This is a genomic window from Cellvibrio sp. OA-2007 (genome assembly GCF_000953825.1).
In the GTDB taxonomy this organism is placed as follows: domain Bacteria; phylum Pseudomonadota; class Gammaproteobacteria; order Pseudomonadales; family Cellvibrionaceae; genus Cellvibrio.
The window spans coordinates 1-12,551 of sequence record NZ_BBUL01000095.1 but is presented as its reverse complement, the minus strand read 5'-3'; the positions used below and the strand labels follow the sequence as shown (position 1 = coordinate 12,551).

Below are 12,551 nucleotides of genomic sequence, written 5' to 3'. Positions count from 1 at the left end.
TGCGGATGATGTGGAACTCTCATGATATACAGCCAAGAAATTGCCAACCAAGATTTACTGCGCCTAGATCGTGCTCACGTATGGCACCCTTACACATCATTTACCCAACCCGGTACTGTTGCAGCAGTAAGCCACGCACAAGGGGCAGAATTACATCTGGCAGACGGCCGCGTTTTGGTTGACGGCATGTCTTCTTGGTGGAGCACACTGCACGGCTACAATCATCCGGTATTAAATCAAGCAGTGATTGATCAAGTTGGCAAAATGGCTCATGTAATGTTTGCTGGAATTACCCATGAGCCTGCCGTAAAACTCGCCAGCACACTTGCCAAAATAACTCCCGATGGATTAAATAAAGTTTTCTTTTCTGATTCCGGCTCTGTTGCAGTTGAAGTTGCACTTAAGATGGCAATTCAATATTGGCACTCTCAAGGTCAGGCTCAGCGCACCATGTTTCTAACATTAAAGCGCGGTTATCATGGCGACACTTTTGGTGCCATGTCAGTTTGCGATCCACACTCAGGTATGCACCATCTCTTTCACCGCTCGCTTTCTCATCATTTATTTGCAGAAGCGCCACCTTGCAGTTTTGATGAGACGTTTCAAGAATCCCATATTGCGAATTTTGCACAGCTCATCCAACAACATCGCCAAAAGATTGCGGCAGTCATTCTTGAACCGATTGTTCAGGGTGCTGGAGGAATGCGTTTTTATTCACCGGATTATTTACGGCGTGTACGCGAGCTCTGCAATAAAAATGAAATTCTTTTAATCGTCGACGAAATCGCCACCGGCTTTGGCCGCACTGGAAAACTATTTGCCTGTGAGCACGCCGGTATCAGCCCGGATATTTTATGTATAGGCAAAGCACTGACCGCAGGTTACATCACCCTGGCAGCAACACTCTGCAACGACAAGGTGAGCAACGGCATCTGCAGTGGTGAGAGTGGCATTTTTATGCATGGGCCGACCTATATGGCCAACCCGCTTGCCTGTGCTGTGGCCAATGCCAGCATTGATCTGCTGCTCAACTCCGATTGGCAGACAACAGTTGCAAACATCGCGCAACAAATGCGCGATGAATTGGCACCATGCAAAGATTTCTCATACGTGCGCGATGTGCGCGTGCTGGGTGCTATCGGGGTGGTCGAATTAGAAAACGCGGTGGATACGAGCAAGTTAATGCCGCTGTTTATCGAGTTGGGAGTGTGGATCCGCCCATTTGGCAATGTTATTTATTTAATGCCGCCCTTCATCATCAGCAAAGATGAATTGAGCAAATTAACATCATCAATATTGAAAGTAGTCGCAACACTCACAAAGTAGCCGCGAGGGTCAAGGGGAGCCAACTCCCCGATTCAACCCACCTCTTTAGCATTAGGCAAGCAAGATACTATCGCTACCGCTGCATTTCATACTTGCGCATTTTTTCTACCAGGGTGGTGCGGCGCACGCAAAGCTTATCTGCTGCTCGAGCAACAACACCACCACAATCATTCAACGCTTGCTGAATTAAACTCATCTCTAAATTGGTAATGTACTCACGTAAGTCAATACCTTGTTCGGGCAAAAGCGGAGTGTCGTTCATATTCACATAACTGGTACTACCTGATACTGCAGTACCATTTGCATTTGCTGGCGCGTGCACGAAATCTTCATCGGTTACATCCACATGACGATACTTTGCCGGTAAATCTTGCACACCAATTACACCAAACGGATGCATGATTGCCATGCGCTCAACCAGGTTAGCAAGCTCGCGCACATTACCGCTCCATTCATGCTGGCAGAGCGACATAATTGCTGCCGAATTAAAACGAATAGAACCACGCTGCTCGCTTTCCATGCGCGACACTAACTCGTTCATCAATAATGGAATATCTTCAGACCGGTCTTTTAGTGATGGCAGCTCGATAGGAAATACGTTCAAACGATAGAACAAATCCTCACGGAAAGTATTATCCGCAATCATCTGCTCAAGATTACGATGGGTTGCAGCAATTACCCTAACATCTACCGGCTGGGTTTTGTTGCTACCAACACGCTCGAAGCAACGCTCTTGCAATACGCGCAAAATTTTAACTTGCATATTAAGCGGCATATCGCCAATTTCATCTAGAAATAAGGTGCCGCCCTCTGCCATTTCAAAACGGCCAGCGCGCGAATTAATCGCACCAGTAAATGCCCCTTTTTCATGACCAAACAATTCACTTTCGAGTAACTCCGCTGGAATTGCACCGCAGTTAACGGGAACAAAAGGCTTGTCGCGACGTGGCGAGTTATAATGCAGGTTACGCGCAACTACTTCTTTACCCGTACCCGACTCACCAGTAATCAACACTGAAACATCTTTATCAGCAACCTGCGCCATCATTTCACGCACGTTTTGAATTTCGCGACTGGTACCTACCAGACTGCGAAACAAATGCACGGGGCGCCGCTGAGGCTGTCGCTTACTCGTAGATTGCGCTTCGCGATACAACTGGGCGCGATGCAGTGTATCAACCAGCTTGTTATAGGTAGGAGGGAGAGAAAGAGTAGCAATAACCATAAAGCGATAGAGATCATCCAATCCCTCATCGGCATTTTGATTTTCATCGCCAACCAAGACAACTGCCAACTCATCATTCCAAGAGCGGATTTCTTTAAGCAGCTGCGCAAGAGATTGATTGCTGTCACGATAATCACCAATCAAGATCGCAACATAGTCTTCGCCGTTATTTTCCTCGGCAACAGCAGCCTGCCAAGTATTGCTGGCGGTTGTGCGTGTGGTTTCGCTAAGGAAATCCAGCAAAATTTTTAAATCGTGTCTGCGTGACTGATTATCGTCTATAACAAGAACTTTATTGTTGCGCCACATACCCCAAGACCTTTTTCATTTCATACCAACACCCCGACGACAGATAAAATATCAGTCAAGGCAAAGAAACGGCTACTTGGAGTAAGTAATAGACGAGACACTGATCTTAGTCAAACTTATGGCGAAATGTTTTTGGCGTTTTAACAGCATTTAATCAACCAGAATAATTATTCGCCAAATTTACGCCTTTTCAGCTTCGCAACAACTAAAAAACAGTTAACGGTAGATATTGAGTAATTACACGAAAACCACACAAATTGTTTCTACGATTTGTTGTTTTATGATGAATAGTTTTATGGCTGGGGCGATGCAACTTGCGGCGCAATTTCATCCCATCCGGATTTAATTGTCTTTAATAATTGAATCGCTTCATTAACTTTTTCGACATCATTCAACTTGGATGCTTCCAACAACTTAAGGTTAATGTACTCATAAAGCTGATCAAGTCGCTCAGATAACTCTCCAGCATCCATATCCAACGAGCTACGCAAGCCGCCAATAATGCTGATGGCCTTACCCAACAACTCGCCTTTTGCCGCAAGATCTCCGCGCTCAATAGCTCCTTGAGCTGCCGCCAAACGCCCAAGTGCACCTTCAAATAGCAATTGAATTAAACGATGTGGCGAAGCATTGTTAATTTCTGATTCAATACCCAACTGACGATATTGTTTCAGCGCTTCTTGTGGTTTGTAGTTAGACACGGACTATCCCCTGCGAGCAGTTATGTATCTTAAGGCTAGCAGGGCTAAGAGGCTTTTGCGAGTTTTGCTATAAGAGAGTTGTTTTAAAAACCTTATGAACTAGTGCTTTTAACACTTATTTCACAATTTTAAGCAAGGGCACATCCATACCAGCCTACTTAGGTCGCATGAAGAAGCGTCACTTCACGCTGACATTGGGCTATCAGGCCAGCATAAACACCTTTCAACTCCCCTAACGCACATACCAATGTAGACTTGTCATCGCGATTTGCTGCGATCACCTTATCGATCAACAATATGCAAATGCGATCCAAATGCCGAACCTTTTCCCAATCCTCCTGCTGTAATGCGGTGGTTAATTCTCGCTGCAGATGACGCATAGCCATAATGCCAGCTTCGCCACGGTATTCAGGAGCAGACACCAACTGAATCGCCATAATAAACCCCTCTTTACACGTGACTTCCAATCGCATCCCAGGCGGTTTTTATCTCGCCCAGCAAACGACCGCACTCATCCAGATACTCCGGATTGTTTTCATAATTCGCCTGACTAAGGCGGCGAATGACATAGTCGTATAAACCGTCAAGATTAGCGGCAAGAGCGCCACCCTCTTTGTCATTCAAGCTACCCTGTAACCCGCCCACTATGGCCACTGCCTTGCCAATTAACTCACCTTTACGGGCAATCTGATTTTGTGCCATGGCACCTTTAGCCTGGGCGATGCGCTCTAACGCGCCTTCAAACAACATTTGTATTAAACGGTGAGGAGATGCTGTTTCAACACTGGAATGTACTTTGACGCTGGCATAATTTTGAACGGCAGAATAAGAATTCATATATCACCACAGAGTGTTTGAATTTTGCTTTGCTGGCCGGAGCGACCAAACAACCCCAACCCTATAAGCTAACGGCACCAATCGCAAAACCTTTAACCTGAAACCGAGAAAAATGTAAAAAGACTATGCCGCAACTTGCGAGATTACTATGCAAGCCACGTGATAAATTCATTTCGGATTCAGCCACAACAACTAAAGTAAATGTAACCATCGCAAAGGAGATATTCATGAACAACCATTTTGTTTCACTGTTGTATGCAACGATTCTTGCAGGTATCTCCAGCACTTGTGTCGCCGAGTCTTTACGCTGTAAAACGAAGCTCACTCACCTCGGTGACACTAAAGCCGAAGTCCTCGACAAGTGCGGCAACCCCATAATGACCGACAGCTTCTGCCAACCAATCGCAACCACTACTCAAGCTCAGGGAATACAAAATGGCGATAACAATGTACAAAACAATATCGCTATAGCGACATGTGAAAATATAGATATCTGGACCTACAACCCCGGCAAAGGCAAATTCATCACGCACCTGTATTTTGCTCGGGGTCAGCTGCAGAGTATTCGCTATGGCGACAGGGTGAAATAAGAGCACATTGAAAAACTATTGCACAACCCGATTTACTGTATATAATCACAACCACTGTACAAATAAACAGATACGGGAGTGCATCATGTCTGACTTAACACCGCGCCAAGAACAGGTACTGCAACTTATTCGTCAATACGCAGATGAAACAGGTTATCCGCCCACGCGCGCCGAGATCGCACGAATTCTCGGCTTTAAGTCAGCCAATGCAGCCGAAGAACACATTAAGGCCCTGGCGCGCAAAGGTGCGATCGAAATCATCCCTGGCGCCTCGCGCGGAATAAAATTGCCAGAAATACAAGCAGGCATACCCATTATTGGGCGCGTTGCAGCAGGCAATCCGATTCTTGCACAAGAGCATATAGAAGATTATTGCAATATCCCCCAGAGCTTTTTCTCACCCAGTGCAGATTTTTTCCTGCGCGTTCACGGCATGAGTATGAAGGATGCCGGCATTCTCGATGGCGACTTGCTCGCGGTTCATAAAACTGATCAGGTTCGCAACGGCCAAATCGTGGTTGCCCGCATAGGCGAAGAAGTTACCGTTAAGCGCTTCAAACGCTCAGGCAACAAGGCAGAAGTTGAATTGTGGCCAGAAAATCCCGAATTTGATGTCATCTTGGTTGATATGCGCGACCAGGAGTTCAGTATTGAAGGCCTCAGTGTAGGAGTAATTCGCCGTGACTAACATCGCCCACGTCATCCCCACCACTACTACTCGGCAGCAACCCGCGAGCGGCGTCACCGAGCTGGTATTAACCAGTGACTCCCCTGAACAGGTTGCACTACTACTGCCAATGATTGCCTTTCTTAGCAATGCATGCAACGATCGCTGGATTACCTGGATCGCGCCCCACAATATCAGCCGTGAATTACTGGAATCTTATGGTGTTAATACGCGCTATATTCGAGTTATTCACTGCCAAAACCCGCAAACACTCTTATGGATTACGTGGGAAGCGCTCTCGGCAGGCAACAGCCACACAGTGATATCAAGCCCGGGTAAGTTAGCAGATAAAGAGCTTGCCCAACTTGAGATGGCAGCCAAGATCGGTGAGTGTCAGGGATTACTGCTCAGAGTGCGCTAAGTTAATCGCGCGTTAATTAAGCACCGTTAATGATGGGATTGTACTTCGAATAAATGAAGTATCGCAGGGAGGCAGCCTCAGCCTGTATAGCAGAAGTTAATGCAGCATTAATTTTTCGGTATCACTTAACTCTTCAACTACATCATCTAACATAGCTTCCGCCTGTTCATCAGCTATATCGCCTGCAGCTTCCATCCCTGCTTCAATCATTGCTTTGGCAACTAAAAATTTTTCTTCCCCCAAAAAAGCCAGAGATTCTTCTGAAAAACGAATTGTCACCAGAGGCTCATTCTTCTCATCATCAGCACGCGCCAAAGCCACATCACCATTCAGCAATTCAACAATTTCATAAAAAGACGACATGACTACCTCGGCTGCCTCAACTTAAAATGGGGGCGCATTCTAACACCCAATTACCTCAAAGCCTATTTGACAGACTACCGGGGGGAAACAGCTATAGACAAGGGCAGAACCGTTGGCCTTCATCAAAAATAAAGGGCCAACGTATGTTGACCCCTTATTGGCACTGCAGGTTTGATCCGGCTGATTAATTCAGGCGCTCTAACACCGTGGTAATCCCCTGCCCCAAGCCTATGCACATAGTGGATACACCCAAATTTAAATCGCGATCTTGCATCACTGTCAATAAAGAACCGGTGATACGAGTTCCCGAGCAACCAAATGGATGCCCCAGTGCAATAGCGCCGCCGTGTAAATTGACCTTATCATTCATCACCTCAAGCAATTTAAGATCCTTCAGCACCGGCAATGCTTGAGCAGCAAACGCCTCATTCAGTTCAACAGCATCTATATCGTCGATAGTTAAATTGGCCGCCTTCAACGCCTTTTCAGTTGATGGCACAGGGCCATAACCCATGATCGACGGATCAACACCCGCAAGCCCCAGTGAAACCACTTTGGCGATAGGTTTTAAGCCCAATGATTTCGCACGCTCTGCCGACATCACCAACATCACCGAAGCACCATCACTTAATTGCGATGAGGTACCCGCAGTGACCTGCCCATTTTTGGGGTCAAACACAGGTGACAATTTAGACAAGGCTTCTACCGTTGTTTCTGGTCGAATAGTTTCGTCCTGATCGACGGAGATTAAAAAACCATCGCTGTTATGACCATCAACCGCAATAATTTCGTGGCTAAACTTACCCGTTTCACGTGCATGAGCAGCCAGTTGATGGGAGCGCGCACCGAACTCATCCATTTGCTGGCGATTGATGCCGTGCAAGAGCGCGAGATACTCAGCGGTCATTCCCATGTTGCCCGCCGCTTTGGCGACAGATAAACCCAATAAGGGATTGATACTGACCGATTCATACATGGGTAAATGCCCCATATGCTCAACACCACCAATCAGGTACACATCGCCTTGCCCTGCACGAATATTGACGGTTGCAGTATGCAGCGCCGACATAGAGGAGCCGCACAGGCGATTAATCGTTTGCGCAGGAATGGTGTGCGGCAAACCCGCCAGCAATAAAATATTGCGCGCGATGTTAAATGCCTGCTCTTCGCGCTGCATAACGCAGCCCCACAACAGGTCATCGATAGTATTGGGGTCAAGTGCCGGATTACGCGCCAGCAAACCTTTGATAATCGCAGCCGAAATATCATCGGCACGCATATGACGAAAGCAACCGTTTTTAGAGCGCCCCATGGCACTGCGGGCAAAGTCAACAATGACGGCGTCGCGTGGTTGTAAGCTCATTAGAATGACTCCTTAGCCGTAAAATTTTTGGTTGTTAGCCGCTTTGGCTTTGAGGCTTTCTGGTGCGTCATAAAGAGCACCCAAGGCGGCAAATTTTGCGGCCATATCACAGAAAGTTTGCGCGCCGATAAAATCAATCCAGCGGAAAACGCCACCGCGGAACGGAGGGAAGCCAGTGCCATAGACCAATGCCATATCCGCTTCTGCAGCCGTTTCTACTATGCATTCATCGAGACAGCGTGTTAATTCGGTGGCCATTGGAATCATCATGCGCGCGACAATATCTTCATCGCTGATTTCAATAGCACCTTGAATACATGGCTTAAGAATATCGGCCACTTCAGCAGCCGCCACTTTCGCTGGCTTACCTTTTTTATCCAACACGTAATTGTAAAAGCCCTTCTCGTTTTTCTGACCGAGGCGACCAGCAGCAAAAAGCGCATCGGTGCACGAGGTAAAGTCACGCTGCATACGATCGGGGAAACCATTGGCCATCACTTTTTCGGCGTGGACTGCGGTATCTATCCCCACCACATCTAATAAATACGCAGGACCCATTGGCCAGCCCCAGGTTTCCATCAATTTATCGATACGCTGAAAATCAACACCATCGCGCAGCAACATCGCAAAACCAGCCAAATAAGGGAACAGCACGCGGTTGACTAAAAAGCCGGGGCAATCTTTTACGACGATAGGTTTTTTACCCATGGCATTGGCATAAGCTACGGTGCGAGCGATAGCGTTGTCCGATGTCTTTTCACCGCGAATTACCTCCACCAAAGGCATCATATGGACGGGGTTAAAAAAGTGCATGCCGCAGAAATTCTCTGGCCGCGCCAAACCTTCGGCAAGATAAGTGATCGAAATAGTCGAGGTATTAGAGGCGAGCACTGTATCGCTGCTGACTTTGGCTTCCACCTCAGCCAATACCGCTTTTTTCACTTTTGGATTTTCAACAACCGCCTCAACCACGATATCAATTTGGTCAAAGCCATCGTAAGTCAGTGCAGGCTCAATACGATTCAGTACGTTGCCCATTTCAGTTGCGGTTAATTTTTTGCGCTCAACACGTTTGCTTAATAATTTATTGGCCTCGGACAAACCCAGATCAATGCCTTGCTGGGCGATGTCTTTCATTTTAATCGGCACACCTTTTAGCGCGGATTGATAGGCAATACCGCCACCCATAATCCCAGCGCCAAGTACCGCTCCGCGTGCAATTTTTTTATCGGCTTTTTTCTCCCAACCCTTGGCTTTTTTGCTCAGCACTTGCTCGTTGATAAAAATACCCACTAGGGATTGAGCAACTGGAGTAAGTGCCATTTTGGAAAAGTTTTCCGCTTCGATTTGCAGCGCTTCATCGCGCCCTTTATCGGCCGCTTTTTGCATCGCTTTAATCGCAGAAACAGGCGCTGGATAATTGCGCCCAGCCTGCCCACCCACAAACGCTTTTGAGGTCTCAAAGGCCATCATGGATTCGATAAAGTTTAATTTTAACGGGGCTTTTTTCTGCGCGCGGCGAGCTTGGTAATCGAACTTGCCATTTATACACTGCTGCAAACAATGCAGTGCCGCATCATGTAGTTTTTCTGGTTCAACAACCGCATCAACAACACGCGCGGTTAATGCAGCTTCTGCATCATTTTCTTTCCCCGCAGCAATCCATTCAACTGCTGTATCAAGGCCGGCCACTCGCGGTAAGCGTACAGTGCCGCCCCAACCAGGAATAATGCCTAATTTAGTCTCGGGCAACCCGACTTTGGCAGCCGTGCTGGCGATGCGGTAATCGCATGACAAACAAAACTCCAAACCACCGCCCAATGCGAAACCATTAATCGCCACAACAGTGGGAAATGGCAAATCCTCAAGGCGACAAAAGTTGCGATTATTAGTCGCCAAATGGCCAGTAATTTGTTCAGGGCCAGAGGCAAATACTGCTCCGAACTCCATAATATCGGCGCCTACAATAAACACATCCTTTGCACTTTTGATCAACAATCCTTGAATATTTTTTCCATTTTCGAGTAAATCGAGTACTTGCTGAAGCTCAGAAACAACAAGCAAACTGAACTTGTTTACCGATTCACCTTGTAAATCAAAGGTTAACTCAGCAATACCATCAGGTAGTAATGACACCTTTAAGGCTTTTCCTTGAAACATAATAAATCTCTCTTTCTAGTAAGGAACGAGGAGGGAAACATGGTTTTGAGTGTAGCAGGCTGGCGTAGAGTTGCCTTATAGGAGTGCAAACTGCTGGGCTTTAACGCACAAAAAATTACGCACATCACCTTTGGTGCACAAAAAGCGAACAACGAAATAGACTCGCATCATATGAGGAAAGGTTGATTAAGCGATACGGTTGACTGGCAGGGACATAAAAACTATCGCCCTGGCCTAGCATCTGCCCTCCGCTTAGCAAGGTCAATTGCAAACACCCACTCAATAACACACCACAACTATCTACTGCGGCGGTACTAAACGCGGTGAACTGCCCTGCCGACAGACACTCAATTCGAGCGTCCAACTGCCGTTGCTGCACTTTTGAATCGTGGCCATTCAATGATGTGACAACATTATTTGCTTGGCGATCAACAGGGAGTTGAAAATTAAAAAAGTCGGCCAGACTAATCGGAAATACGGCAAGTATGCGACTAAGCGATTGGATACTTGGGCTTACCTGCCCCTGTTCAATCATTGAAATACTGCTATTAGTCACACCTGCGCGCTTGGCCAATTCACGCTGAGAAAAACCAAAAGCCTCGCGAATCAGTTTAATTCGCGCCGCCGTATCCAAAAGAACAGAGGTAGAAGAGGCAGTGTCAGCCGATTCACTGGAGATAATAGTAATATTAAGGGAAGTTTCTATACCAGTTGCATCATTCGACATGCTTGGTACCCAAACAAAGAAAAGCACTGGGTTAAGTACCCAGTGCCAGAAGCGGAACTTACTTTTTGGAGGCGAGCAATTGATCTCGCTCAGCTGTTGGCAGATTATCCACAATCAACTGATAAGAATGATCAATCATGCGCTGAATCTGATCACTAGGAACAGTGCCATCCAAAATAATGGTATTCCAGTGTTTTTTGTTCATTTGAAAGCCAGGGCGAACAGCCGGATATTGCTCTCGCAGCTGCAATGCAAGATCAGGATCGCACTTCAGGCTAATACGTGGCACTCCCCCCTCTGCGGTGAGAGTCGAGAACATCTTATGGCAAACTTTGTAAACCGCCATATCAGGGCCAGAAGGAAACATTTCTTTGGCTTGATGTTTAGTTAAAAGGTATTTCTGTGCGGAAAGAAAATCCATGTTTTAGTCCTTTATCGAACAACTCGGGTCGATTAAAAAGCTATAAATAGGGTTAAGGTCGAACACTTACATTAATAATCTTTTGTCACTGCAAGCTCCTACATGCAATACCTCTCAAGTATAGGCACCAAATACAAATTGTGTTTGTCACCAACATGATCGGCCTGCTCCCTCACCTAATGCTTATTCTGCATCACCTGCACGAGAAACGATAGCAAGAATGGCGCAGAATTCATCTAATTTTATTTTGGCGGCTATTTTATGGTCAATGCGACCACTTCTCATCCCGCCCGTTTAACAAATACCACCAAATTCACACAATTGTTAAGATTTGGAAGATGTGTCGTAATTTCTTACACTCTCAACTGAAGACTAGCATATATGAGCTTAGTGAGTAATTGCATATATATTATTTGTATATCGTTAAAAAACACCTAAAAAGACGTACGCCTATACTCTCGATACTCTGGATACCAAAAATTCTTTTCAATCTTTTCCTCAATTAACTCCAGCGGAATGGGCAACGCAACACCATCGGCAATTGCTTGAAGTATGACAGTTTTGGCTATCACTTTACTCACCTCCCGAATGCTCTCCAAGGGGGGCAGTAAAGCCCCGCTCCCAGTTTGGACAATAGGTGAAGACTCGGCTAATGCCTTACTTGCTGCCATCATCATATTATCGGTCACACGTGCGGCCTTCGCTGTGATAACCCCCAAACCAATGCCGGGAAAGATGTAGCTGTTATTACATTGAGCAATTTCAAATCGCTGCCCCCCCATGTCGACTGGCTGAAAGGGGCTGCCAGTTGCAACCATTGCCTTCCCAGACGTCCAACGCAGTATATCAACCGGCTGAGCCTCTACCTGTGAGGTAGGGTTGGAAAGCGGCAGTATCAAGGGGCGCTCGCAGTGAACTTGCATTGCCTCAACCACCGCTTTGGTAAATAAACCCGCTTGACCTGACACACCAATCAATACAGTAGGATGAGCATTGCTAACTGCATCTAATAAATTGATGCACCCATCCCCCCTTTTATGAGTCAACACCCAGTTATTGACCACCTCATCGGGAGTGCAAAACGGAAGCTGAAAATCGAACAGCCCCGGCATCGCTCTTTGCAGTAAACCATCGCGACTGATCAAAAAAACTCTGCTGCGCGCCTCTGCATCACTAGCGCCTTCTGCTTTCATTTGTTTAATGATTTGATCGGCAATGCCACACCCAGCAGAACCAGCGCCAGCAAACACAATTCGTTGGTCTTTGAGCAGCTCACCCTTAGCTTTGCACGCAGCCATCAAAGTTCCGACAGCAACAGCCGCAGTCCCCTGAATATCATCGTTAAAACAGCAGAGCTGGTCACGATAACGGTAGAGTCGAAGACTGGCGCGCCGAGTTTAGGTAGTGGCTTCCTACTCCTGCTCTTTCGATTAATGCAGGT

Annotated in this window: 14 protein-coding genes; 4 read left to right on the top strand and 10 right to left on the bottom strand. The window is 46.7% G+C overall.

Annotated features, from left to right (window positions below):
* The first annotated feature begins 21 nt into the window (after positions 1 to 21).
* Positions 22 to 1,326, top strand: a complete 1,305-nt coding sequence (gene bioA, locus AWU77_RS15720; protein ID WP_062065336.1) for an adenosylmethionine--8-amino-7-oxononanoate transaminase — start codon at positions 22 to 24, stop codon at positions 1,324 to 1,326.
* A gap of 73 nt (positions 1,327 to 1,399) precedes the next feature.
* On the opposite strand, the gene AWU77_RS15715 is transcribed toward bioA, so the two are convergent.
* The 4 genes from AWU77_RS15715 to fliS (AWU77_RS15700) all read right to left on the bottom strand — a co-directional run bounded on the left by AWU77_RS15715 (position 1,400) and on the right by fliS (AWU77_RS15700) (position 4,398).
* Complete coding sequence (locus AWU77_RS15715) at positions 1,400 to 2,860, bottom strand: sigma-54 dependent transcriptional regulator (protein WP_062065333.1); 1,461 nt, start codon at positions 2,858 to 2,860, stop codon at positions 1,400 to 1,402.
* A 293-nt stretch (positions 2,861 to 3,153) separates the two neighbouring features.
* Entirely contained in the window at positions 3,154 to 3,561 is a 408-nt protein-coding gene (fliS, locus tag AWU77_RS15710; RefSeq protein ID WP_084618488.1) for a flagellar export chaperone FliS, read from the bottom strand.
* A 158-nt stretch (positions 3,562 to 3,719) separates the two neighbouring features.
* On the bottom strand, positions 3,720 to 3,998 hold the full coding sequence (locus AWU77_RS15705) for a hypothetical protein (RefSeq protein WP_238582478.1): 279 nt from the start codon (positions 3,996 to 3,998) through the stop codon (positions 3,720 to 3,722).
* A gap of 13 nt (positions 3,999 to 4,011) precedes the next feature.
* The gene (gene fliS, locus AWU77_RS15700) at positions 4,012 to 4,398 is read right to left on the bottom strand and encodes a flagellar export chaperone FliS (RefSeq protein ID WP_062065330.1); all 387 of its coding nucleotides are present in this window, start codon (positions 4,396 to 4,398) and stop codon (positions 4,012 to 4,014) included.
* A 227-nt stretch (positions 4,399 to 4,625) separates the two neighbouring features.
* On the opposite strand from fliS (AWU77_RS15700), the gene AWU77_RS15695 reads away from it, so the two are divergent.
* The 3 genes from AWU77_RS15695 to AWU77_RS15685 all read left to right on the top strand — a co-directional run bounded on the left by AWU77_RS15695 (position 4,626) and on the right by AWU77_RS15685 (position 6,076).
* Positions 4,626 to 4,988, top strand: coding sequence for a DUF2845 domain-containing protein (locus AWU77_RS15695; RefSeq protein WP_062065327.1), 363 nt, complete (start codon positions 4,626 to 4,628; stop codon positions 4,986 to 4,988).
* Positions 4,989 to 5,073: 85 nt separating this feature from the next.
* Positions 5,074 to 5,676, top strand: coding sequence for a transcriptional repressor LexA (lexA, locus tag AWU77_RS15690; protein WP_062065325.1), 603 nt, complete (start codon positions 5,074 to 5,076; stop codon positions 5,674 to 5,676).
* Positions 5,669 to 6,076, top strand: a complete 408-nt coding sequence (locus AWU77_RS15685; RefSeq protein ID WP_062065322.1) for a cell division inhibitor SulA — start codon at positions 5,669 to 5,671, stop codon at positions 6,074 to 6,076. Before lexA ends, AWU77_RS15685 begins: the two co-directional genes overlap by 8 nt.
* Before the next feature lie 96 nt (positions 6,077 to 6,172).
* Here the strand turns inward: AWU77_RS15685 and AWU77_RS15680 are convergent, their stop codons facing one another.
* The 6 genes from AWU77_RS15680 to maeA all read right to left on the bottom strand — a co-directional run bounded on the left by AWU77_RS15680 (position 6,173) and on the right by maeA (position 12,444).
* Positions 6,173 to 6,439: a hypothetical protein gene (locus tag AWU77_RS15680; RefSeq protein WP_062065319.1), complete on the bottom strand. Its 267-nt coding sequence runs from the start codon at positions 6,437 to 6,439 to the stop codon at positions 6,173 to 6,175.
* A gap of 184 nt (positions 6,440 to 6,623) precedes the next feature.
* Positions 6,624 to 7,802 carry an acetyl-CoA C-acyltransferase FadA gene (fadA, locus tag AWU77_RS15675; protein ID WP_062065316.1) on the bottom strand — a complete coding sequence of 393 codons (1,179 nt, stop codon included), beginning with the start codon at positions 7,800 to 7,802 and terminating at the stop codon, positions 6,624 to 6,626.
* Between the two features lie 12 nt (positions 7,803 to 7,814).
* Complete coding sequence (gene fadB / locus AWU77_RS15670; protein ID WP_062065313.1) at positions 7,815 to 9,965, bottom strand: fatty acid oxidation complex subunit alpha FadB; 2,151 nt, start codon at positions 9,963 to 9,965, stop codon at positions 7,815 to 7,817.
* Positions 9,966 to 10,086: 121 nt separating this feature from the next.
* Entirely contained in the window at positions 10,087 to 10,689 is a 603-nt protein-coding gene (locus AWU77_RS15665; RefSeq protein WP_062065310.1) for a helix-turn-helix domain-containing protein, read from the bottom strand.
* Between the two features lie 58 nt (positions 10,690 to 10,747).
* Positions 10,748 to 11,110, bottom strand: coding sequence for an MmcQ/YjbR family DNA-binding protein (locus AWU77_RS15660; RefSeq protein WP_062065307.1), 363 nt, complete (start codon positions 11,108 to 11,110; stop codon positions 10,748 to 10,750).
* 434 nt (positions 11,111 to 11,544) lie between these two features.
* Positions 11,545 to 12,444, bottom strand: coding sequence for an oxaloacetate-decarboxylating malate dehydrogenase (maeA, locus tag AWU77_RS15655; RefSeq protein WP_238582502.1), 900 nt, complete (start codon positions 12,442 to 12,444; stop codon positions 11,545 to 11,547).
* Positions 12,445 to 12,551 lie beyond the last annotated feature (107 nt).

Bases quoted from the DNA above. Each gene is read 5' to 3' on its own strand.
- AWU77_RS15695 (WP_062065327.1), top strand. From the start codon at position 4,626: ATGAACAACCATTTTGTTTCACTGTTGTATGCAACGATTCTTGCAGGT.
- AWU77_RS15680 (WP_062065319.1), bottom strand. From the start codon at position 6,439: ATGTCGTCTTTTTATGAAATTGTTGAATTGCTGAATGGTGATGTGGCT.
- lexA (WP_062065325.1), top strand. From the start codon at position 5,074: ATGTCTGACTTAACACCGCGCCAAGAACAGGTACTGCAACTTATTCGT.
- bioA (WP_062065336.1), top strand. From the start codon at position 22: ATGATATACAGCCAAGAAATTGCCAACCAAGATTTACTGCGCCTAGAT.
- AWU77_RS15715 (WP_062065333.1), bottom strand. From the start codon at position 2,860: ATGTGGCGCAACAATAAAGTTCTTGTTATAGACGATAATCAGTCACGC.
- AWU77_RS15665 (WP_062065310.1), bottom strand. From the start codon at position 10,689: ATGTCGAATGATGCAACTGGTATAGAAACTTCCCTTAATATTACTATT.
- fadA (WP_062065316.1), bottom strand. From the start codon at position 7,802: ATGAGCTTACAACCACGCGACGCCGTCATTGTTGACTTTGCCCGCAGT.
- fliS (WP_062065330.1), bottom strand. From the start codon at position 4,398: ATGAATTCTTATTCTGCCGTTCAAAATTATGCCAGCGTCAAAGTACAT.
- AWU77_RS15660 (WP_062065307.1), bottom strand. From the start codon at position 11,110: ATGGATTTTCTTTCCGCACAGAAATACCTTTTAACTAAACATCAAGCC.
- AWU77_RS15705 (WP_238582478.1), bottom strand. From the start codon at position 3,998: ATGGCGATTCAGTTGGTGTCTGCTCCTGAATACCGTGGCGAAGCTGGC.